Annotated in this window: 19 protein-coding genes; 10 read left to right on the forward strand and 9 right to left on the reverse strand. The window is 70.9% G+C overall.

The features are described from left to right. Positions 1-16: 16 nt before the first annotated feature. A complete protein-coding gene (locus tag ACQPZQ_RS20455) occupies positions 17-1162 on the reverse strand; it encodes a flavin reductase (RefSeq protein WP_433298217.1) in 1146 nt (381 codons plus the stop codon). A gap of 246 nt (positions 1163-1408) precedes the next feature. On the opposite strand from ACQPZQ_RS20455, the gene ACQPZQ_RS20460 reads away from it, so the two are divergent. Together ACQPZQ_RS20460 and ACQPZQ_RS20465 are read left to right on the forward strand one after the other, a co-directional pair. Next, on the forward strand, positions 1409-2521 hold the full coding sequence (locus tag ACQPZQ_RS20460) for an LLM class flavin-dependent oxidoreductase (protein ID WP_433298219.1): 1113 nt from the start codon (positions 1409-1411) through the stop codon (positions 2519-2521). Positions 2522-2523: 2 nt separating this feature from the next. After that, a complete protein-coding gene (locus ACQPZQ_RS20465; protein WP_433298221.1) occupies positions 2524-3408 on the forward strand; it encodes an NAD(P)-dependent oxidoreductase in 885 nt (294 codons plus the stop codon). A gap of 14 nt (positions 3409-3422) precedes the next feature. On the opposite strand, the gene ACQPZQ_RS20470 is transcribed toward ACQPZQ_RS20465, so the two are convergent. Then, a complete protein-coding gene (locus tag ACQPZQ_RS20470) occupies positions 3423-4631 on the reverse strand; it encodes a PucR family transcriptional regulator (RefSeq protein WP_433298223.1) in 1209 nt (402 codons plus the stop codon). A 133-nt stretch (positions 4632-4764) separates the two neighbouring features. On the opposite strand from ACQPZQ_RS20470, the gene ACQPZQ_RS20475 reads away from it, so the two are divergent. Next, a complete protein-coding gene (locus tag ACQPZQ_RS20475; RefSeq protein WP_433298225.1) occupies positions 4765-5970 on the forward strand; it encodes an NAD-binding protein in 1206 nt (401 codons plus the stop codon). 17 nt (positions 5971-5987) lie between these two features. On the opposite strand, the gene ACQPZQ_RS20480 is transcribed toward ACQPZQ_RS20475, so the two are convergent. Continuing rightward, complete coding sequence (locus tag ACQPZQ_RS20480; RefSeq protein ID WP_433298227.1) at positions 5988-6971, reverse strand: cyclase family protein; 984 nt, start codon at positions 6969-6971, stop codon at positions 5988-5990. Positions 6972-7011: 40 nt separating this feature from the next. Then, the gene (locus ACQPZQ_RS20485) at positions 7012-8028 is read right to left on the reverse strand and encodes an LLM class flavin-dependent oxidoreductase (protein ID WP_433298229.1); all 1017 of its coding nucleotides are present in this window, start codon (positions 8026-8028) and stop codon (positions 7012-7014) included. A 193-nt stretch (positions 8029-8221) separates the two neighbouring features. Between ACQPZQ_RS20485 and ACQPZQ_RS20490 the strand changes: the two genes are divergently transcribed. Genes ACQPZQ_RS20490 through ACQPZQ_RS20510 form a run of 5 tightly spaced genes read left to right on the forward strand, consistent with a single transcriptional unit; the run spans position 8222 to position 12935 of the window. Beyond that, positions 8222-9475: an ABC transporter substrate-binding protein gene (locus tag ACQPZQ_RS20490; RefSeq protein ID WP_433298231.1), complete on the forward strand. Its 1254-nt coding sequence runs from the start codon at positions 8222-8224 to the stop codon at positions 9473-9475. Between the two features lie 49 nt (positions 9476-9524). Beyond that, positions 9525-10385: a branched-chain amino acid ABC transporter permease gene (locus ACQPZQ_RS20495; protein WP_433298233.1), complete on the forward strand. Its 861-nt coding sequence runs from the start codon at positions 9525-9527 to the stop codon at positions 10383-10385. Then, a complete protein-coding gene (locus tag ACQPZQ_RS20500; protein ID WP_433298235.1) occupies positions 10382-11434 on the forward strand; it encodes a branched-chain amino acid ABC transporter permease in 1053 nt (350 codons plus the stop codon). The genes ACQPZQ_RS20495 and ACQPZQ_RS20500 overlap by 4 nt, the downstream gene beginning before the upstream one ends. Further along, positions 11431-12189, forward strand: a complete 759-nt coding sequence (locus ACQPZQ_RS20505; RefSeq protein WP_433298237.1) for an ABC transporter ATP-binding protein — start codon at positions 11431-11433, stop codon at positions 12187-12189. The genes ACQPZQ_RS20500 and ACQPZQ_RS20505 overlap by 4 nt, the downstream gene beginning before the upstream one ends. Further along, on the forward strand, positions 12186-12935 hold the full coding sequence (locus ACQPZQ_RS20510) for an ABC transporter ATP-binding protein (protein WP_433298239.1): 750 nt from the start codon (positions 12186-12188) through the stop codon (positions 12933-12935). Before ACQPZQ_RS20505 ends, ACQPZQ_RS20510 begins: the two co-directional genes overlap by 4 nt. A gap of 88 nt (positions 12936-13023) precedes the next feature. Here the strand turns inward: ACQPZQ_RS20510 and ACQPZQ_RS20515 are convergent, their stop codons facing one another. After that, positions 13024-14973: a helix-turn-helix domain-containing protein gene (locus ACQPZQ_RS20515; RefSeq protein ID WP_433298241.1), complete on the reverse strand. Its 1950-nt coding sequence runs from the start codon at positions 14971-14973 to the stop codon at positions 13024-13026. A gap of 272 nt (positions 14974-15245) precedes the next feature. Between ACQPZQ_RS20515 and ACQPZQ_RS20520 the strand changes: the two genes are divergently transcribed. Together ACQPZQ_RS20520 and ribB are read left to right on the forward strand one after the other, a co-directional pair. After that, on the forward strand, positions 15246-16493 hold the full coding sequence (locus tag ACQPZQ_RS20520) for an LLM class flavin-dependent oxidoreductase (RefSeq protein ID WP_433298243.1): 1248 nt from the start codon (positions 15246-15248) through the stop codon (positions 16491-16493). 18 nt (positions 16494-16511) lie between these two features. Beyond that, positions 16512-17312 carry a 3,4-dihydroxy-2-butanone-4-phosphate synthase gene (gene ribB / locus ACQPZQ_RS20525; RefSeq protein ID WP_433298245.1) on the forward strand — a complete coding sequence of 267 codons (801 nt, stop codon included), beginning with the start codon at positions 16512-16514 and terminating at the stop codon, positions 17310-17312. 18 nt (positions 17313-17330) lie between these two features. Here ribB and ACQPZQ_RS20530 read toward each other — a convergent pair whose 3' ends face one another. The 4 genes from ACQPZQ_RS20530 to ACQPZQ_RS20545 all read right to left on the reverse strand — a co-directional run bounded on the left by ACQPZQ_RS20530 (position 17331) and on the right by ACQPZQ_RS20545 (position 20989). Next, the gene (locus ACQPZQ_RS20530) at positions 17331-18443 is read right to left on the reverse strand and encodes a LacI family DNA-binding transcriptional regulator (protein WP_433298247.1); all 1113 of its coding nucleotides are present in this window, start codon (positions 18441-18443) and stop codon (positions 17331-17333) included. 97 nt (positions 18444-18540) lie between these two features. Next, positions 18541-19305 carry an ABC transporter ATP-binding protein gene (locus ACQPZQ_RS20535; protein ID WP_433298249.1) on the reverse strand — a complete coding sequence of 255 codons (765 nt, stop codon included), beginning with the start codon at positions 19303-19305 and terminating at the stop codon, positions 18541-18543. Positions 19306-19325: 20 nt separating this feature from the next. Further along, on the reverse strand, positions 19326-20138 hold the full coding sequence (locus tag ACQPZQ_RS20540; RefSeq protein ID WP_433298251.1) for an ABC transporter permease: 813 nt from the start codon (positions 20136-20138) through the stop codon (positions 19326-19328). After that, a complete protein-coding gene (locus tag ACQPZQ_RS20545; RefSeq protein WP_433298253.1) occupies positions 20135-20989 on the reverse strand; it encodes an ABC transporter permease in 855 nt (284 codons plus the stop codon). The genes ACQPZQ_RS20540 and ACQPZQ_RS20545 overlap by 4 nt, the downstream gene beginning before the upstream one ends. Between the last annotated feature and the right edge of the window lie 28 nt (positions 20990-21017).

Genomic DNA, 21017 nt, shown 5'->3' on the forward strand with positions numbered 1-21017 from the left:
CGTGCTGCCCGGCACGTCAGAGCCTGCCGCCCGTCTGAGCCAGGATCTGGCGCACGCGCTGCTTGGCGAGGCGGGTGTAGTGGTAGACGGCCGCACTTGCCGCGTCGGGATCGCCCTGCTCGATCCCCTCGGTGATCCGACGCTGGACGTCGATGAACTTCTGCGAGGTCACAGGGGTGACGCCGAAGCTGCGGGTCATGACGGTCTTGATGCTCAACCGCCCGAACGCCGCGGTGAGTGCGCCGTTGTGGGCCAGCGACACGACGCCCTCGTGGAAGGCGTAGTTCGCGTCGAGGTAGCGGTCGAAGTCGACGAAACGATCGCCGACGAGCAGCGCGGCCATGGTCTCGAAGCGGGCGCGCAGATCGGCCAGCTCGTCCTGGGGGACGCGGCCGACGACCATGTCGATGACGCCGAGCTCGATGGCGCACCGCGCGTCGAAGGTCTCGTCGGAGGTCCGGGTGTCGAACGGGACGATGACGTAGCCGCGGTCCGGGTCGCGCCGGATGAGCCCGTCGGCGGTGAGACGCGTGAGCGCGTAGAACGCGGCAGGCTTCTCCACCCGCAGGCGGTAGGCCAGGTCGTCGAGCTGGAGGACGGCGTCGGCGGCGTACATCCGTTCGAGCAGCTGCTGGCGTGCACGCTGGTAGACCTCGTCGTCACGGGCGAACTCGAACCGGCCGAAGCCGCCGCGGAAGTACGTGAGCGGGCTGCCCTCCTCCGCCTTCGCCTCCACCACCCGGCCGAGGAAGACGGTGTGCGTGCCGCCGGTGACCTCCTCGACGACCTCGCACTCGATGTGGGCGAGCGCGTCGGCGAGCACCGGCACACCGAGGGTGCCCTCCACGACGGCCACGCCGGTGAACTTGTCGTCGCTGCGGACGGCGAACTGCTGGGCCAGGTACTCGTGGCCCTCGCCCAGGACGTTCACCGCGAAGGCACCGGCCTGCGAGACCGCGCACGACGTCGGGGAGCTCCTGTTGAGGCAGGCCACCATCATCGGCGGGTCGAGCGACAGTGACGTCACCGAGCTGGCGGTCATGCCGAACGCGCTCTCGGGCGTCCTGGTCGTCACCACCGTCACGCCGCTCGGTAGATGCCCCACGACATGGCGGAACGTGTCGGCGTCGAACGCCGGGGGACCTGCGGTCGTCGGAGCCATCACCGGAACCGTCCTTTCCGGAAGGCGCATCGGCCGCGTGCCAGTACACCGACATGCCAGGACGATGGGGATGTCGGAAGGCGTCAGATGAGCACGCGTCGGGTGCCAGGTGCCGTGACCGCGCCGCCAGGGCTCACGGAGCACGTCATCGGCCGTCGGCCAACTTCACGGTGGCCGCCACTGCGTTCGGACGCTCCCCGGCCTTGGCTCGACGTGACCGCGGACCCGCTGCCGAAGGAGAGCGCCGTGAGACTGGGCTACTTCGCCATGCCCATGCATCCGAAAGGACGGGAGTGGGCGGAGACGCTGCGGGAGGACCGGGAGGCGGTCGTGCTGGCCGACCGGCTGGGCTTCCACGACGCGTTCATCGGTGAGCATCTCACCGACCGCCACGAGAACATCACCAACAGCCTGATCTTCCTCGCCACGCTCGTGCCGGAGACCGACCGGATCAAGCTCGCCACCGGCACGACGAACCTCTCGCACCAGCACCCGGCCCTCGTGGCCGTGCACTCCGCGATGTTCGACCACCTGTCGGGCGGGCGTCTCATTCTCGGCGTCAGCCCCGGCGCCCTGCCCTCGGACGCCGAGGTGCTCGGCATCCTCGGGGAGGACCGCAACCAGCTGTTCGGCGAGGCCATCGACATCATCCTGCGGATGTGGGAGCTCGACGCGCCCTACGACATCGACCTGCCCGGCAACCGGTTCACCGTCACGACGGCCACCACGTACAACGACGAGCTCGGCGTCGGGATCGTCGGGCGGCCGCTGCAGCAGCCGCGCCCGGAGATCGTGGGGACGGTCGTGGCGCCGTTCTCGAAGGGCGTCGTCGCGATGGGGGCGCGCGATTTCCACCCGCTGTCGGCCAACTTCCTGCTGCCGCAGTGGGTGGCCACGCACTGGCCGAACTACGTGCAGGGCAAGGAGTCGGCCGGCGCGCCCGTGGCGAGCGACGACTGGCGCATCGCCCGCACGGTCTTCGTGGCCGAGGACGCTGCGGTGGCCGAGCGGTACGGGCGCGCCGACGCCAACAGCCCGTACCGCTTCTACTACGCGAAGATGCTCGCCAAGATGCGTGCGCTGGGTCGGCTCGCGCTGTTCAAGCACGACAAGGACGAGCCTGACGACGCGGTCACCCTCGACCGCGTGCTCGACGACCTCGTGATCGCGGGGACGCCCGACTCCGTGGCGGAGCAGGTGCTCGCCTTCCGGGAGCAGACCGGCGACTTCGGCGAGCTCGTCTACGCCGGCCTCGACTGGGTGGATCCTGATCTGGCGAAGCAGTCGATGGAGCTGATGGCGACGAAGGTGATGCCGCAGGTGAACGCCGCCATCAGGTCGAGCGGGGCGGGAGCCTGACGGTGCCGCAGGAGCCGGTCGGTGTCGTCGGCATGGGGGTCATGGGGTCGGCGATGAGCACGCATCTCCTGGGAGCCGGCTTCCCGGTTCTCGGCTTCGACATCGACCCTCGGCGGCGCGCCGAGCACGAGGCGCGCGGCGGCACGGTGTGCGACAGCGCGGCCGGCGTGGCCCACGGCGCCGACGTCGTCGTCACCTCGTTGCCGAGTGCCGGGGCGCTCATGGATGTGCTGGACGGCGAGGGCGGCCTGCGGGCCCGCGGCCGGGCGGGACTCGTCGTCGTGGAGACGAGCACGCTCTCGGCCCAGGCAAAGCGGGACGGGCACGGCCGCGCGCAGGAGTGGGGCGCGACGCTCCTCGACTGCCCGATGAGCGGCACGGGCCAGCAGGCGCGCGACGGTGACCTGGTCGCCTACCTCAGCGGCGACGAGGCGGCGAAGAAGCGGGCCATGCCGGTCCTCCAGGCCTTCACCAGGGCGCAGTACGACGTCGGCGCCTTCGGGCAGGGCACCACCATGAAGCTCGTCGCGAACCTGCTCGTCGCGGTGCACAACGCGGCCGCCGCGGAGGCGCTGCTGCTCGCCGAGCGCGCGGGCCTGGATCTGAACCTGGTGCTCACCGCGGTCGGCGACGGGGCCGGCGGATCGCGGATGCTCGCGGTGCGCGGTCCGTTGATGATGGCCGGGCAGTACGCCGAGGCCACCGCGACCGTCGCGACGATGCAGAAGGACAACGCGCTCATCGCAGAGCTCGCCGCGAGCGTGGCGAGCCCGACCCCGCTGTTCTCCGTGGCGGCCATGCTCTACCAGGCCGCGGTCGCGCAGGACCGCGTACACGAGGACACGGCGTGCGTCTTCGGTGTGCTGCAGCGGTTGGCCGGAGGATGAGGACGAGGCCGGTGCTATCGCTCGTCGCCGAGCAGCCGCAGCAGGCGCAGGGCGACCTGCAGTTCGGTGCGGCGCTCGTGCAGCGGATGGCCGAGGTGCTCCTCGGCGCGGTGCAGCCGGTTGCGGACCGTGTGCTCGTGCAGTTGCAGCCGCTCCGCAGCGGCGACGTGGGTGCCGAGGCGGAACGAGACGTCGAGCGTCTCGCGCAGCCGGGCCGCCTCCGCCGTGTCGTCGGCGAGAGCGCCCAGCTCCGTCCGCACGAAGCCGCGAGCGCGTTCGGGCTCGCGAAGCAGCAGGATCTCGAGCGCCACGTCGCCGTGCTCCAGCACCGGTGGCGCCTGGGTGCGGCCCCATGCCGCACGCACCTTCTCGACGTCCTGTGCCTGCTCCAGCGCTCGGCGGAATCCGGCCAGGCCGCGCAGCGGGTCGCTGAGCGAGGCTTCCACGCCCGCGGTCTCGAGCACCTCGCGCAGCTGTCCGATGGTGCGCCGGGGCCAGGTTCGCGGGCGCCCGAGCCACACCGCCGTGCAGCGCAGGTCGAGGGGGTGGAGCAGGCTGTGCCGGACACCGGTGGCGGCCCGCAGGCCGACCAGGAGCTGGGTCGCCGTGCCCTCGGCGACGGCGGGCAGTACGACGGCGACGTGGTGGGCGGTGAGGTCGTAGTCGAGCGTGAGCAGGTCCGACGGGGGCAGCGAGGTGAGCTCGGTGCGCAGGATCTCGCGCACCAGCCCGTGCCGGACGTGGGCGCGCGACCGGTTGAGGGCGTCGTCGACCCGCGCGTACTGCTCGGCCACCTGCGACGCCACGTGGTCCTGGTAGGCGAAGATCATGGTCGTGAGCCGCGCGAGCGCCGCCGTGGCCTCCTCGCGCGGCACGTCCTTCGCCTCGGCGACGTCCCGCAGTTGCTGCGCCCACGCCTGCCACATGGTCACGAAACCGACGCGGTAGGAACGCTGCAGCGCCGTCTGCGGGATGCGCAGGCGGGCTTGGACACGCGCGAACTCCAGCGGTTGCTCGAGGCGCACCTGGGACAGCGCCAGCCGCCCGCACAGCACCTGCTGCAGGACGTGCAGGTTCTCCCGCACGCTCGAACGCAGGTGCTCGGCGAAGTCCGCGTCCCCTGCCAGGCGCGGGAAGGCGACGGTGATGTCCCGGACGACCACCCGCTCGGCGAGCTCCTGCAGGTCGACGCAGGCGGCCATCTCCCGCACCCAGTCGGGCAACGGCTCGCTGTCCTGATCCCCCCGGAAGGGGTCGACGTCACCGAAGATGTGGCCACCTCCTCGTCATGCCGGCCTCTCGCTGCACACACGTGGAGGTCGTAGCCATGATTGCGCCGGGCACGCGGGACCGCTCGTGAAGACGCGTCCGAAGGTCGCCGTGATGGGTGGCTCGCTGGTCGGGCTGACCGCCGCGCTGGTGCTGCGCGACATCGGCTGTGACGTCGACGTGTACGAGCGCTCGGACGTCCCGCTCGAGGGCCGCGGCGTGGGCCTCGTGCTGCACCCGATGACCGCGCGCTACCTCCTGGAGCACGCGCTGCTCGACCTGGCCACAGTGAGCACGTCCGCCCGGTTCCACCGCTACCTGAACGCGGACGGCGCCGTGCTCGCGGAGCTGGAGCGGCGACACCGGTTCACCGGCTACAACACGTTGTACGGGGCTCTGCTGGGTGCTTTCGGCCGCGCGCGCTACCACCTCGGTCACGAGGTCGTGGGTATCGCGCAGCGCGACGGCCGGGTCGAGCTCGCACTCGCAGGCGGCCGCTCCGCCGGCGCGGACCTGCTGGTGGCGGCCGACGGGGTCTCGTCGTTCGCCCGCCGCATCCTGCTGCCGGATGTCGAGCAGAGCTACGGCGGCTACGTCGGGTGGCGCGGGGTGGTGGACGAGCAGGCGTTGTCGGCGGAGACGGTGGCTGCGCTGGACGACGCCCTGAGCTACTTCGCGCCCGGGGGGACGCACGCGCTCACCTACCCGATCCCGCACTACGACGGCGCGGTCGAGCGGGGGAAGCGGCTGATGAACCTGGTCTGGTACCGCAACGTGCCGGACGGGAAGCCGTTGGCCGATCTGCTCACCGACCGCACGGGCCGCCGCCGCGAGGTGTCGATGCCTCCCGGCGCGGTCCGTGAGGAGTACGTGGACGAGCTGCGCGCTGCCGCAGGCGGTCTGCCTCCGGCGTTCACGGAGGTGGTGGACCGGATCCCGGCGCCGTTCCTGCAGGTGATGATCGACGTCGAGGTGCCACGGATGGCGTTCGGGCGGGTCTGCCTGGTGGGGGACGCGGCGTTCACGGTGCGTCCGCACGCCGCTGCGGCCACGGCGAAGGGTGCCGACGACGTGTGGGCCCTGGCCGAGGCGCTGGTCGCGTCTGACGGCGACGTCGATGCGGCGCTGCGGGCGTGGGAGCCGGGCCGGCTGGAGCTGGGTCGTGCGCTGCTGCACCGCAACCGCGACCTGGGGGAGGGTGCGCAGTTCCGTGGTGACTGGGTGCCCGGTGACCCGGCCCTCGCCTTCGGGCTGCGCGAACCGGGGGATTCCGCCGACATGCGCGTCAGCTGACCCCCGGCCGCCCGAACTCATTTGATCGCCAGCGGGTTCAGCGGTGAGCCCGCCGCTCCGGTGATGGGCAGTGGCGCCGCGGACAACAGGAACTCGTAGGTGCCGTCCTGCGCGCAGTCCTCGCCGATCGCCTGCAGGTCCCAGATCTCGCCGAACGGGATGCCCATGTTCACCAGGGCCACGACGTGCAGCGGCTGGAACAGGTCGACCTCGTTCGGGCGCACCTCGCATCCCCAGGTGTCCGTGGCGATGGCCGCGATGTCGTGGGCGTGCAGCCAGGGTGCGGTGTGCAGCGACAGGCCGGGGGCGGGGCCGCCGTTGTAGTCGCCCCAGTTGCCGCGGCGCGTCTCGGTCATCCCCGTGCGGACGATGATCGCGTCGCCGGTGTGGATCTCGACGCCCTGCGCGGACGCCGTGGCGTCGAGGTCGTCGGCGGAGATGGGGTAGCCCGGCTCCAGGCAGTCGACGCCGTGGTGGCGTGCCACGTCGAGCAGCACCCCACGCATCACGAAGCTCTCGCGCAGGACCTCGACGCCGCACCGGGTGGAGCCGCCCGCCGTGACGTGGCCTGCGTCGAAGCCGTTGTACATCCGGCCCTTCCAGAAGATGTGCGCGAGGCTGTCCCACTGGGTGCCGGCCTGGTTCGGCGTGACGAGCACGTCGTCGGAGAACCCGAAGCCCTTCGACGGGCCGAACCCACCGGGCAGGACGGCCTGTTTGCCGGCGAGGTAGTCGGTGCCCGTCGCGGTCATCATGTTGAGCGGGTTGGCGCGGAACCCGCCGGACTGCGGCCCCTTCAGATCGAGCGGCAGCCCCATCGAGATGGCCTTGCCGGTACGCACGAGTGCCGCCGCCGCCCGGATCTGCTCGGGGCCGACGTGGTTCAACGCCCCGAGCTCGTCGTCCTCGCCCCACCGGCCCCAGTTGGAGTACTTCTCGATGTAGTCGCGGATGGTGTCGTCGCCGCGGAAGGCGACCTCCTCGGTGGGCGAACCGGCCATGCGTCCCTCCTGGCTGCGGTGATCGGATGTCGTGCCGGGGTCACATCTCGCGAACCACGGGCAGCACCTCGCGAGCGAACAGCTCCAGCGAGGACATGATCTTGTGATGCGGCAGCTCGCCCATGTGCATGAAGAGCATGACGCGGTCGATGCCCAGCTCGCGGATCGCCGCCAGCCCGGCGATCACCGTGTCGGGACTCCCGAACAGCGCGCTCGAGCGCAGGTCGGCGTCGAGGTCGAACGGGCTGCGGCCGCTCTCACCGCCCGCGTCCGTCGCCCGCCGGAGCTTGTCGGCGTAACCGAGGAAGGCTTTGTACGGGCCCTCGGCATCGGCCCAGGCCTGCTCGTCGGTCGGTGCGACGTAGGCGGCCCTGGCGAGGTGGACGCGTGCGCGTTCGGGACCGTGACCCGCGCCGGCGAGCGCGTCGACGTAGCGCTTCATCTGGCCCGCGGTGACGGTCAGCGACGTGCCCTGTGGCAGGAGCACGCCCCAGTCCTGCGCGGCACACGCGGCGAGGCCGTCGGGGCTGTCGGTGGCGACCCACAACGGTGGGTGCGGCTGCTGGTACGGGCGAGGCTGGGGTGCGGCGTCGGTGAACGAGAAGTACCGGCCGGAGTGCGACACCGGCCCGTCCGCCGCCCACACCGTCCGGATCACGTCGAGGGCCTCGTCGAAGCGGGCGTGCTTCTCGGCGATGTCGACGCCGAACCCGCGGAACTCGCCCGGCTGGTACCCGCGCCCGATCCCGAGGTCGAGACGGCCCTGGCTGAGCTGGTCGACGGTCGCCGCCGCCTCCGCGAAGCGCAGCGGGTGGTGCAGGGGGAGCACGGAGACCGCTGTGCCGAGCCGCACGGTGGTCGTCCGTGCTGCGAGATGGGCGAGCACCATCAGGCTGTCGGAGACGATGCCGTGCCGGCTGAAGTGGTGTTCGGTCAGCCAGACGGAGTCGAAGCCGAGTGCGTCGGCGTGGCAGGCCTGCGTCAGCGCCTGCGCGTACCGGTCCGACTGGTCGCTGCCCTCCGGCCACTGGACGGAGTGGAACAGCCCGATCTGCATCCGCGCCCCAGTTCTCCTCGGCCGTACTGCGGTGGACGTGCCGTGGTGCGCGCCGATGACAGCACGATCAGCCCCGGGTGCAGCTTGTGCGAGCCGACAAGTTCCGCCACCCGGGTTTGTCTGCGCCACGGACCTGGTGCCGCGTGATCTTTCGTATGGTCGCCGGACCTGTCGACGGCGAGAGGTGGACCACATGCGGGCCAAGGCGGTCGTCCTGGCGTGCGCGGCGCTGTTGATCACATCATGCGGGGGCACGGTGGCAGGCGGCGCCGGCGGCGAAGGTGCCGGGTCCACGGAGCCGGTGAAGGTCGGGCTCATCACCGGCATCACCGGTGCGTACGTGCAGCTGGGCGAGGAGCAGAAGAACGGCGCCGAACTGGCCGTCGAGCAGATGGGCGGCAAGGCGGGGGAGCGGCCCATCGAGCTCATCGTCCGTGACGACCAGCTCAAACCCGATATCGCACTGCGCGAGGCGCAGGCCCTGGTCCAGGAGGAACGGGTCGACTTCCTGGTCGGCTGCGTCTCCGCCGCCACGACTCTTGCCATCAACCAGGTGGCCAAGCAGGCCGGCGTGCCCTATCTGGGCGCCTGCCAGACCGAGCAGCTCAACCGGCCGCCGAACTTCGACCCCGCCGTCACCTACCACCTGGCGCCGACGCCGTCGCAGGTGATCAAGGCGGCGTCCCCCTACATCTGCGGCGACCTGGGCAAACGGGTCTTCATGCTCCTGCCGGACTACGCCTACGGCCACGAGCAGGAGGCCGCCTACACGTCGGCGATCCCCGAACAAGCGGGATGCGGCGTCGCCGGCACGGCGTACTTCCCGCTGGGCACCACGGACTTCAACCCCTACATCCCGACGATCGAGGGTTCCGGCGCTGACGTGCTGGTCTTCGGCGGCGTGGGCCGAGACCAGGTGAGCTTCCTGCGCCAGGCCGCACAGTTCGGCCTGACCGACCGCCTCAGGACCTTCCTCACGCTCGAGGACCTGACCTTCGACGAGGAACTGGGCCACGACCTGATCGACGGCACCTACGCGATGGCCGCGTTCTACTGGAACGTCCCCGACGAGGGCGTCCAGAAGTACGTCCAGGCCTACCGCGCGAAGTACGACCGGCCCCCGGGCGGCTACGGCGTGTACACCTACAACGCGCTGAACCTGATCGGCGAGCAGGTGGCGGCGGGGAAGGGCGCGCCGGAGGGGTTCCGGCAGGCGCTCGAGGGCAAGGAGGTCACCCTCGGACAGGGCCCGATGACGATCCGTGGGTGCGACCACCAGGCGCTCGCGCCGGTGTACCTGCTCGAAGGCCTCAGCACCGACGAGGCGGCGAGCCGCGGCGGCGACGCCCGGTTCGGGCTCCGTGCGGTGGTCAGGACGGTGCCGGGCACCGAGGAGTTCGCACCGACCTGCCAGGAGGTCGCCACCGAGTTCCGGAGGGCGTCCTGACCGCGGCGCCGACCGTCACCGACGACGTCGACCACGGGGAGACCCGCACATGGACCAGCTGATCTCTCAGCTCATCCTCGGGCTGGTCAGCGGAGCCCTGCTCGTGCTGCTCGCGTTGGGGCTCAATCTCATCTTCGGACTGCTCGAGTTCATCAACTTCTCGCACGGCGCCCTCTACATGGTCGGTGCCTACATCACGTCCTACGTCGCGGTGGCGACCGGCAGCATCTGGCCCGCCCTGCTGATCGTGCCGATCGTCATGGGCCTGCTCGGCGTGGTGCTCGAACGGGGGCTCATCCGCCCCATGTACGGGCGCGACCAGGTGGACGCGCTCCTGCTGACCTTCGGCCTCACCTACGTGATCATCGAGGGGGTGCGGGTGATCGCAGGCTCGGGCGGCCGCCGCGTGCCCCCACCGGCGATCTTCGACTTCCAGGTGGACGTCGGGGTGGGCCGTCCGGTTCCCGCGTACCTGCTGTTCGTGGTGGTCGCCGTGGGACTCGTGGTGGCCGGGCTGTGGCTGTTCCTGCAGCGCACGAACGTCGGGCTCATCGTGCGCGCCGGCATCCGCGACCACGTGATGATCCGCGCGCTCGGGGTGCGGTTCGACCGCTACCGCACGCTGGTCTTCGCGCTCGGCGTCGCGGTCGCCGGCGTCGCCGGAGTGCTCACCGGACCCATCACCGGCGTCTATCCGGAGATGGGCGCCGACATCCTGATCCTCGCGTTCGTCGTCGTGGTGGTCGGGGGCATGGGCAGCTTCTGGGGAGCCGTCGTGGCGGGGCTGCTGATCGGCGTGCTCGTCTCGCTGACCACGCTCTACGCCAGCATCTACGCAGGCATCGTGCCGTTCGTGCTCATGATCCTCGTGATGACGTTCCGTCCGCGCGGCCTGCTGGGGACGACATGACCGACGTGAGCGCGCGCAGCAGCACCGGTGGCGGCCCCGCCGAGCAGGCGGTCACACCGCCCGCGGCCCGGCCGGTGCCGGCGCACGGTCGGTGGAGCTGGGGGCAGCTGGGGCTCCTCGTCGTGCTGGCCGCGATCGTGATGTTCACCGTGCCGAACCCGAGCCTCGCCATCGGGATGCTGATCTACGGGCTCTGGGCAGCCGGGCTCAACCTGCTCGTCGGCTACGGCGGACTCGTCTCCTTCGGCCACGCGCTGCCCTTCGCCTGGGGTGGTTACGCCGCCGGGCTGGTGCTGCTGAACGTCACCACCAGCGCCTGGGTCGCCCTGCTCGTGGCGACGGTCGCGATGGCGCTGCTGTCGGTGTTCGTCGGGGCGATATGCCTGCGACGCACCGAGGTCTACTTCTCCATGCTGACGCTGGCGTTCGCCCAGCTCGGCTTCTTCATCGCACTGCAGTGGAGGAGCGTGACGGGCGGCGACGACGGGCTCGGGGGCATCCCGGTCGCCACGGCGTGGCTGCCCGGCACGACGTTGCGGCTCAGTGCGCTCGCCGATCCGCTGACGTTCTTCCTCTTCACCGCGGCCGTCGTCATCGCGGTGTTCGCCTGCCTCATCCTCTACACCGAGTCGCCGATGGGACGTGTGCTGCAGGCGATCCGGGAGAGCGAGGAGCGGGCGCGCGGCTGCGGCTACAACACCCGCCTGGTCCAGCTCGTCACGTTCGTCGTCGCGGGCGCGGTCGCGGGCCTGGCCGGTGGTCTGTTCGCGATGCTGAACAACTTCGTGGGCCTGCAGCCGTACTGGCTCCTGTCCGGCATCGTCCTGATCATGGCGATCCTCGGCGGGCGCGGGTCGCTGTTCGGACCGTTCCTCGGTGCGGTCGTCTACCTGCTGCTGGAGAGCACGCTGAGCCGTGAGTTCGCGTCCTGGCAGCTGTTCGTCGGCGCGATCTTCGTGGTGTGCGTGCTCGCGTTCCCGCAGGGCCTGTGGGGGCTGGTCATGTCGGTTGCGGCGTACCTGCGGGCGCGCATCCGGAGGTCGTCATGAGTGAACCCGCGCGCGACCTCATCCTGCGGGCCGTCGGGCTCGACCGGTCGTTCGGCGGGATCCACGCCATCGACGACGTCACGCTCGAGGTTCCGCGCGGCAGCCTGCACGCGGTGATCGGGCCGAACGGCTCCGGCAAGACCACGCTGTTCAACCTCATCACCGGGCACACCCGCCCGCACGCGGGCCGCGTCGAGTTCGACGGGCACGACATCACCGGGATGTCCTACTCGAAGGTGGCGCGCCGTGGCCTGGCGAAGTCCTACCAGATCACCACGGTCTTCCCGCTGCTGACCGTGTTCGAGAACGTGCGGATCGCCGCGCAGGCCGCCGCCCACTCCTACGTGTTCTGGCGCCCGGCCGACGGCATCAAGGCGGTCGTGCGCCACACCGAGGAGGTGCTCGAACGCACCGGGCTGGCCGACGAGCGCCACACGATCGCCAGCAACCTGTCGCACGGCGACCAGCGCAGGCTCGACCTCGCTATCGCACTGGCGACGTCGCCCCGGCTGCTGCTGCTCGACGAACCGACCGCCGGGATGAGCCCCGCGGACACCGCCGCCACGATCGAGCTCGTCCGCGAGCTGAACCGGGATCTCACCGTTCTCATGATCGAGCACAAGATGGACGTCATCCTGAGCATTGCCGACACGATCACCGTGCTGCACCAGGGCTCGACGCTGTTCGAGGGCACACCGGACGAGGTCAAGTCGCATCCGGAGGTTCAAGAGGTCTACCTGACGGGGAGCCTGTGACCGCCGCGGCGCCCGGGCGCGCTCCTGTCGACGCACCGCTGCTGGCGGTCGGCGGGGTGCAGGGCTACTACGGTCTCGCGCACGTCCTGCAGGGCGTGTCGCTCACGGTGCAGCCCGGCGAGCTCGTCGCCCTGCTCGGGCGTAACGGAGCCGGGAAGACCACGACGGTCAAGGCCGTGATGGGGATGGTGTCGGTGCGCGGCGGGCACATCTGCGCCGCAGGCCACGACGTCGTCGGCCTGGCGACCGAGCGGGTGGCCCAGTTCGGCATCGGATACGTGCCGGAGGACCGGCGCATGTTCCCCGGCCTCACCGTCCGCGAGAACTTCCGGCTGGCCGCGCTCGGCGCCCGCGTACCCAAGGGCGAGCACGCGGCAGCCCAGGGCCGGGTACTCGAGGTGTTCCCGCAGCTGGAACCCCACCTCGACCGGGACGCCTCCCGCTTGTCGGGCGGCCAGCAGCAGATGGTGGCCGTCGGGCGCGCCCTCATCTGCGGCACGCGCCTGCTGCTCGTCGACGAGATCACGCAGGGCCTTGCCCCGATCATCGCCACCGAGATGGCCCGCACCCTGCGCCGTGTCGCCGACGAGGGGCTCGGGGTGCTGCTGGTGGAGCAGAACAGCCAGATGGCGCTCGAACTGGCCGACCGCGTGTACGTGCTCGACCAAGGTGTCATCGTCGCCTCGGGCGAGGCCGCGGCGATGCGAGCCGACCCGACATGGATGCAGCAGTATCTACAGCTCTAGCCCCTCCCCGGCACGGCTGCCCGTACTGATCCGCTGATCTCGAGCAGCGTTCGGCGGGCCGCTCGCCCATCGCCCCGGCCCGCGAGCCTCAGTCGCCGAGGATGTTCTCGATCATCAGGGCCAGCTGCACGTGCAGCAGAGTCTGTGGGTCGTCGAGCTCGATGCCGAGCAGCCGCTCGATCCGCCGTAGCCGGTAGCTGACGGTGTTGGGGTGCACGTGCAGCGCGCCGGCCGTGAGGGCGGCGTTGCAGCGGTGGGTGGTGTAGGTGCGCAGGGTCAGGCCCAGCTTCGACTGGTGCTGCTCGTCGTAGGCGTGCACGGTGCCGAGTACGGCCTGGGCGAAGGACCGCAGCTCGCGCGGGCGTTTCACCTGCAGCAGCAGGCGGTAGGCGCCGATCTCGTCGAGTGTCACGACGCGGTCGCGACGGTCCGACTGCTGCACCAGGTCGAGCACGCTGGAGGTGAGCCGGTAGGCGTCGCCGTACTCCTGCACGTCGACGCACGTGGGGCCGACGCCGATGGTGGCCGTCCAGCCACCGGCGTAGGCGAGGATCTCCCGCCGGAGGTGGTGGGCGAACTCGGCCGCCGAGCGTGACTGCCCGTTCTCCCGCCACAGCACCACCACGTGGTCGCTGCGGGTGGCGGTGAGCGTCGCGCCCTTCCAGGTGGCGCCGGTGCGCTGGACGAGCGAGAGCAGCGAGCGCTGCGCGTAGGCCTCCCGGTCCTCGTGCACGGCGGTCGGCTCGTCCTGCGGCGCGTCACGGCGGATGACCAGCACCGTGTGGGGTTCGGTGAGGTCGGCGCCGAGTTGGCGGGCCCGGGCGTGCAGCGCCTGGCTCGACTGCCCCTCCGCGTCGAGCAGGTCGTCGAAGAAGTCGCGGGAGAGGCGCCACTCCACCTCCTGCGCCGTGCGCTCCTTCAGCAGCGCGAACGCGACCACGGCGGCGGCGCGGACCAGGGCCTGCCGGTGCGGCGGCCCCAGCGGCGCGCGCGGGCACAGCGCCCACAGGTGGCCGGCGACGTCCTCGTCGAGGACGACGGGCACGACGAGACCCGGCGAGCCGTCCACCGGGCCGAGCTCGGCAGGCAGGGCCGCGATGCCGAGATCGGGATCGTCGGCGAGGTGCGACCTCGCCTGCTCGTGCAGCGCCGCGCAGCGACCGTCGCGGGTGGCGGGCCGTCCGTCGACGGAGGCCGCCGTGATCAGTCGTCCCGCAGCGTCGTCGACGAGCACCGTGCAGCGGAGTCTGGTGGCGAGGGACTCGGCGATGGCGCCCACGCCGCCGCCCTTGAGCACCACGCGCAGCAGCTCGCCGTGGTTGGCCTCGGCGTGCTGGGCCGCCTCGAGCTCCGCCCGCAGTGCCGCCGAGCCGTGCCGGAGCACGCGAGCATGTTCCTGCGCCTCGGCGAGCTTGCGGATGGTCTCGATGGCGAGGCCGGCCTGGTTGGCCATGCTCTCCATGAGGATGATCTCGCGTGCGCTGAACTCGTGCCGGTCCGCGGTGTAGCAGTTCAGCACACCGAAGGGGACCTGGCCGACCACGAGCGGCACCGACAGCAGGGAGTAGTAGCCCTGCTGGGCGGCCACCGTCTCCCAGGCACGGGACGCGGCGTCGGCGGAGATGTCGTAGACCGTGGTGGGCCGCTGCGAGCGGAACGCACGGCTCGACGGGCCCTCACCCGTGTCGCCGGGACCCACCGGGATGGGGGTCTGGGCGTTGATCGCGGCGACGTACTCCGGCGAGAGCCCGTAGGACGCCCTGATCACCAGCGATCCGCGCTCCTGGTCCTCCACGAAGACGGCGCAGAACTCGTAGCCGGTGAGCCGGGCCGTGGCGCCGGCGATGAGCTCGAGCAGCTCCTCCAGCGGAACGATCCGGTTGGCCGCGCGCGTGATCTCCGCGATCGCGTCGAGCCACGAGCAGAGCTCGGCCGACAGGGGCTCGTCCGCGAAGAGGACGGTCGGATTCGGCGACTGGGCGTGCACCATTACACGACCCCCCTCCCACGGCGGTGTGTGGGTTCGGTCGTTCGGCACACTAGCTCCTACCTGGACGATCGCGCTCGAACTCGGTGCCGTTCACCCGACTGCCAGCTCGCTCGGCAGCAGCCCGCATCGGCTCTCCCCCTCGTGCCGGGAGGGCCAAGTCTCGGACGTTCGTGCTGGTCGCCGCGTTGTTCTGGCCCACAACGGGGGCACTCACACACTGTGTCTCACTCACGTGTCAGGGGCGGCCACTGTCCGTAGCGTCCAGCACGGGAAACGTGACAGGCCCCAGGCGCGACGATCGAGAGCGGAGCCCGGCGACGATGGTGAATGTGATCCTGCAGCTCTACCCCCAGATCCCGGGCACCCGCGAGGAGCGCATCGAGAAGCGTCCGCTCGGCCGCGACGCGGAGCGCTACCAGGCGCTCGTCCGCGAGCTGCCGAAGATCGTCACCGCTGCCGACGACCTGGGCCTGTGGGGGATCTCGTCGATCGAGCACCACTTCCACAGCGAGGGCTACGAGGTGGGCCCCAACCCTGGGCTGCTCAACGCGCACTGGGCCGCGATCACCACGCGCATCCGGGTCGGGCAGCTGGGCTACACGATGAGCGCGCAGAACCCGTTCCGGGTCGCCGAGGACGTCGCGGTGCTCGACCACCTCGCCGGGGGCCGCTCCTTCTGCGGGTTCGCGCGCGGGTACCAGGCCCGTTGGACCAACATCCTCGGCCAGCACCTCGGCGCGAGGGCGACGCTGTCGCCGCAGGGGACGCCCGAGCAGATGGCCCAGCTCGACGCGGCGACGCAGGCGACGCGGATCTCCGACGACCAGATCAACCGCGAGATCTTCGAGGAGAACGTCGAGCTCGTCCAGCAGGCGTGGACCCAGGACAGCGTGGACTCGAAGGGCCGGTGGCAGGTGCCCTACCCCTACGAGGACGGCGTCGACTGGACGATGAGCGCGACCCGCGAGATGGGGGCGATCGGCGAGATGGACGCCGAAGGCCGGATCCGCCGGGTCAGCGTCGTGCCCAAGCCGCTCACGCAACCGCATCCGCCGGTCTTCGTCTCCAGCAACGCCAGCAAGGAGACCGTGGAGTACTGCGGCCCGCGCGGGTTCATCCCGACGTACTTCTCGAAGATCGAACGAGCCGCCGAGTTCGGCGGCGCCTATGTCGACGCCGCGGCCGCAGGCGGCCGCATCTACGCCCTCGGGCAGAACCAGGCGCTGGTGCGCTGGGGCCAGATCGCCGACACCGCTGATGAGGCGCGGCGGATGGTCGCCGAGTACGACGTGGACATCTTCCGCGACCTCTACGCCGGCACCACCCCGATGAGGTTCGACCCCGCCGACCCCGTGGGCTCGGTGCTGAACTCGGGCCTGTGGGTCGTCGGCACACCCGAGCAGGTGCGTGAGGACTACGTGCGGCTCTGGCAGCAGTTGCCTGCCGAGTACGTGGTGCTGATCTACCACTTCGCGCAGCAGCCTGCCGACAGCGTGATCCGGCAGTTGGAGCTGTTCATGCAGCACGTGAAGCCCGCACTCGACGAGTTGACCGACTACGCGACCTGAGCGGAGGGCGGGACCGACGTGGACGGCAGCGGTCGCTTCCCGGGTACCAGCACGGTGTTCAGCTCGATCGACCAAGCCCTCCAGGAGATCGCCGACGGGGGCATGGTGGTGGTCCTCCCCGACGGGGACCGCGAGAACGAGGGCGATCTCGTGATGGCGGCCGGCCACGTCACGGCTGCCGACGTCGCCTTCTTCGTGCGTCACACCTCCGGCGTGGTGTGTGTCGCGCTCCCGCCTGAGCGCTGCGATGCGCTCGACCTGCCGCTGATGATCCCGGATCACCACGACGGACAGCCGCGGAGGGCCTTCACCCACACCGTCGACCTCGCCCGCGGATCCACCACGGGCGTCTCCGCGGCCGGCCGGGCAGCGACGATCAGTGCCCTCGCCGACCGGACGATGACCGGTGCCGCCTTCGCCCGCCCCGGTCACGTCTTCCCGCTGCGTGCTCGGGCACGAGGGGTGCTCGAGCACGCAGCACGCTCCGAGGCGGCGCTGGACCTGGCGCGTATGGCAGGTCTCGGCGCCGCCGGCGTGCTGAGCGAGATCGTCGACGACGACGGCGCGCTGGCCCGCAGGCCCCACCTGGTGCGTTTCGCGGCGGAGCACGGCCTGCCGATGATCACGATCGCCGATCTCGTCGAGTACCGGCGCCGGTCCGATGTGGTCGTCGAGCGCGCCGAGAAGCCTCCGGGGCAGGAGAGCGTCGCGCACCTCTTCGCTCTGCGCGCCACCGAGCGCAGGGCGGGGCACCTGGTCGGTGGCGGCGACGGCGTCCCGGCCCGCACCGAGCGGCGCCCCTCGGAGGCAACCGGCTGACCTAGCGCGGCCGTGAGATCACGAACGTGGCGGACCGACCGTCGAGCGCTTCACCAGCGTGGCCGGAAAGACCTGCTCGCGACCGGGGCCGATCTGCGCGTGCTGGTCGATGCGCTCGGCGAGCATGCGGGCCGCCACGGTGGCCATCTCCTCGAACGGCTGGCTCACGGTGGTGAGCCGGAAGACCTCCCACGAGGCCATGGGCACGTCGTCGAAGCCGAGGATCGACACGTCCTGTGGCACCCGGACGTCGAGAGAGCGGGCGGCGTCGATCGCGCCGAACGCCACGATGTCGTTGCCGCAGAGGATCGCGGTCGGCGGATCGGCGAGGCGGAGCAGGTCGCGGGTGTGCTGGTATCCGCTCTGGTGGGAGTAGCTCCCCTCGCGGACGAGCGCCGCATCGAGCGCGACGCCCTCGGCGTGGAGGGCCTCCTGCAGTCCTGCCATGCGGTCCCGGCTGGTCGAGGTGTTGGACGGGCCGCGCACCACGCCGATGCGCCGGTGCCCGAGTTCGAGCAGGTGCCGTGCGCCTGCGACAGCCCCTCCGCGGTTGTCGCTGATCACCCTGTCGACGTCGAGCCCGTCGATGTAGCGGTTCAGCAGGACGAGCGGGAGGTCCCGCATGCGCAGCGTGTCGGCCAGCGGTGAACGGAGGGTGGCCGTGGTGACCAGGACCCCGTCGATCGACCGGTCGAGCAGGCGGTTGAGTGCGTCCTGTCCGCTGGGGATGTCGGTGCGCTCGGCGAACAGCACGACGCGGTAGCCCATGAGCTGCAGCTCGTCGTGGATCGGAGACAGCAGCGACGGGAAGAAGGGGTTCGTCAGATCCGAGACCACCACGCCGACCGTGCGGCCGGACCGGGAGGCGAGGCTGCTCGCCAGCGAGTTGGGGACGTAGCCCAGGCGCCGTGCGGCGTCCTCGACCCGCTGCCTGGTCTGCTCCCGGACGCGCGGGTCGGCCCGCAGCGCGCGGGAGACGGTCGACTGCGAGACCCCCGCCTCACGGGCGACCGTCCAGCTCGTGATCACCTCGTCGGCGGGAGGCGTGTGCGGTGACGCGGCCCGGGCTGTCGCGTCCGGGCCGGTGGATCCCTCGGCAGCGTGGAGCGCCGCGGAGTCAGCGGCCGTCACGTCGTGCTGTCGCCTCCTCAGGACGGGCGGGCGTCGAGGTCGTCGTGATCATCACGGACAGGACGCCCGTCGCCTGAGTCAACCACCAGCAGCCTGGTCACATCGAGCGGGCGGGCGCCGTCACGGTGGCAGTCATCCTTTCGAGTCGGGCGAGTACCTCGGCCTGGAGCATCGCCACCGCCGGATCGGACTGCCGCCGCGGCCGGGGCAGGTCGATCGGGATGTCCTCGAAGATCCGCCCGCCCGGTTGCAGGACGATGATGCGGTCCGACAGCTCCACGGCCTCCACCACGTCGTGGGTCACGAACACGACCGTCTTGCGGGACTGCGCCCAGATCTCCTGCAGCTGGGCCCGCAGGCCGCGCGCTGTGATCGCGTCGAGGTGGCTGAACGGCTCGTCCATGATGAGCAGGTCGGGCTCCACCGCGAACGCCCTGGCGATACCCACGCGCTGCTGCATCCCGCCCGACAGCTGACCAGGGAAGTAGTCGCCGTACGCCGCGAGACCGACCATGTCGAGGTAGCGCGCGACCCGCGCAGTGGTCGCCTCGTCCGCGGCGTCCTGGACGTACATCATGTTCCGGTGGACGCTGCGCCACGGGAGCAGCCGAGGGTCCTGGAAGACGTAGCCCATCCGGGCCGGGCCACCGCCGTCCCTCGTCACCGAGACGTCGCCGGACGTGTGGTCCTCGACCCCCGAGATGATGTTGAGCAAGGTGCTCTTCCCACATCCGGACGGCCCGACGATCGAGACGAACACCTGTCCGCTGACGTCGAAGGAGATGTTGTCCAGCACGCGGTTGCTGCGTGCGGTGCCCGCGCCGAAGGTCTTGCAGAGGTCCTTCACGGTCAGGACGGCCATGTCGTTGCCCTTCGTGGGAGTCAGGACGTCGCGTCGCGCCACCGGAAGGCGCGCCGCGCCGCCCGGTCGAAGACGAGGCGGTCGAGGACGATGATCACGCCGACGAACAGCACCACCCACGCGGCGAACCCGGCGAACTGGTTGGCGTCGTACCAGTACCGAGCGCGGTATCCGGCGCCGCCGGATCCGCCGAACCATTCGGCGAGGAGCACACCGTTCCATCCCATGATCACGGCGAACTGCACACCTGCCATGACGTAACCCGCCACCGCGGGCAGCACGAGGTCGCGCACCCGGCGCCCGAGCGGAACCCCGTAGGACGAGGACATGTCGCGCAGGTCCCGTGACACGCCCTGCACGCCCTGGGCCACGTTGATGATCACGAACGGCACGGCGGTGAGAAATGTGGTCGCGATCGGGGACAGGTGCCCGAACCCGAACCACATCACGGTGAGGAAGGCCCAGATCATCGCGGGGATCGACAGCCCGACCATGACGGGGCTCTCCAGGAATGCCCGCGAGAGCTGCGACAGTCCCATGAGGACCCCGACGACGATGCCGACGACGGTGGCCAGCGCCACGCCTGCGCCGAAGCGGTACATCGTGTCGGCGAAGTTGCCGAACACCTCGCCGCGGCTGAACTCCTCCACGAGGGAGGCGACGACCTCCACTGGCGTCGGCACGCGATCGAAGAGGGCCGCGAGGAGGAGCCAGAACAGCATCGCGGTCACGTAGAACGTGACCCGGGCGGCGACGCCCGAGGTGAGGGTGCGCCACCAGCGCGTCGCGGAACTCTCCTTCTCCGCTGCCGGCGGGTGCTCGCCCACGATCATCGTCCGACCCTCTCGGTGGGACGCCAGGCGAGCATCCGGTTCTCCAGCCTGCGCAGGACCAGCCGCTCGATGATGAGCATGAAGGCGATGAACAGCAGCATCCAGGCGAGCACCCCGCGGATGGAGAAGAGCTGGTACTGGGTGCGGATCTGGAACCCGACCCCGCTGCTGCCGCCGAACACCTCGGTGAGCGCCTCCACCTTCCACGCGACGGCGAAGGACATCCGCACGGCCGCGAAGACGAACGGGACGATCGTCGGGACGAACACCTCGCGGCGGATCTGCCGCTGCGAGCGGCCGAAGGCCTTGCTCATCGTCACGAGCGACCGGTCGACCCCCCGGATGCCCTCCGCCACGTTGATCGCGACGTAGGGCGCCGAGACCAGTGCGACCGCGAGGATCGGGCCCATGTCCGAGAGGCCGAAGATGATGAGCGACATGACCGCGTAGACGAGCGCGGGAATCGTGCCCGCCACCGTCACGCCGTCGTGGAAGAAGCCGCGCCAGTAGGTGTAGCGGCCCATCAGATAGCCGACGGGCGCCCCGACCACCGCGGCCACCCCGAAGCCCGCGAACGTCTTTCCCACGCTGGCGAGGAAGTCCTCGAGGAAGTCGCCGCTCTCGACGATCTCCCACATCTCGTCGCCGACCCTCGCGGGCGAGGGCAGGACGGTGGGGGAGAGGAGGTAGGAGGCGAGCTGCCAGATCGCCAGCATGGCCACCCAGCCGGCCGCCAGCAGGGCGAGCCTGCGCCACCTGCGCCGCGAGGCCGACCGCCGCTCGCGGACCTCGCCCTCCTGCCACGAGGGCGTGGGTGGGCCCGGGGGCAGGTCGAGCACCGGGTTCGACATGTGCCAACTCCGTCCGCGGGTCGCCGGC

This window comes from Pseudonocardia sp. CA-142604, assembly GCF_050948475.1.
Taxonomy (GTDB): Bacteria; Actinomycetota; Actinomycetes; order Mycobacteriales; family Pseudonocardiaceae; genus Pseudonocardia; species Pseudonocardia alaniniphila.

What these genes read in the sequence shown, in the direction of transcription:
- ACQPZQ_RS20505 (WP_433298237.1), top strand. Translation starts at nt 11,431, where the DNA reads ATGAGTGAACCCGCGCGCGACCTCATCCTGCGGGCCGTCGGGCTCGAC.
- ACQPZQ_RS20535 (WP_433298249.1), bottom strand. Translation starts at nt 19,305, where the DNA reads ATGGCCGTCCTGACCGTGAAGGACCTCTGCAAGACCTTCGGCGCGGGC.
- ACQPZQ_RS20520 (WP_433298243.1), top strand. Translation starts at nt 15,246, where the DNA reads ATGGTGAATGTGATCCTGCAGCTCTACCCCCAGATCCCGGGCACCCGC.
- ACQPZQ_RS20540 (WP_433298251.1), bottom strand. Translation starts at nt 20,138, where the DNA reads ATGATCGTGGGCGAGCACCCGCCGGCAGCGGAGAAGGAGAGTTCCGCG.
- ACQPZQ_RS20545 (WP_433298253.1), bottom strand. Translation starts at nt 20,989, where the DNA reads ATGTCGAACCCGGTGCTCGACCTGCCCCCGGGCCCACCCACGCCCTCG.
- ACQPZQ_RS20455 (WP_433298217.1), bottom strand. Translation starts at nt 1,162, where the DNA reads ATGGCTCCGACGACCGCAGGTCCCCCGGCGTTCGACGCCGACACGTTC.
- ACQPZQ_RS20495 (WP_433298233.1), top strand. Translation starts at nt 9,525, where the DNA reads ATGGACCAGCTGATCTCTCAGCTCATCCTCGGGCTGGTCAGCGGAGCC.
- ACQPZQ_RS20490 (WP_433298231.1), top strand. Translation starts at nt 8,222, where the DNA reads ATGCGGGCCAAGGCGGTCGTCCTGGCGTGCGCGGCGCTGTTGATCACA.
- ACQPZQ_RS20480 (WP_433298227.1), bottom strand. Translation starts at nt 6,971, where the DNA reads ATGGCCGGTTCGCCCACCGAGGAGGTCGCCTTCCGCGGCGACGACACC.
- ACQPZQ_RS20500 (WP_433298235.1), top strand. Translation starts at nt 10,382, where the DNA reads ATGACCGACGTGAGCGCGCGCAGCAGCACCGGTGGCGGCCCCGCCGAG.
- ACQPZQ_RS20485 (WP_433298229.1), bottom strand. Translation starts at nt 8,028, where the DNA reads ATGCAGATCGGGCTGTTCCACTCCGTCCAGTGGCCGGAGGGCAGCGAC.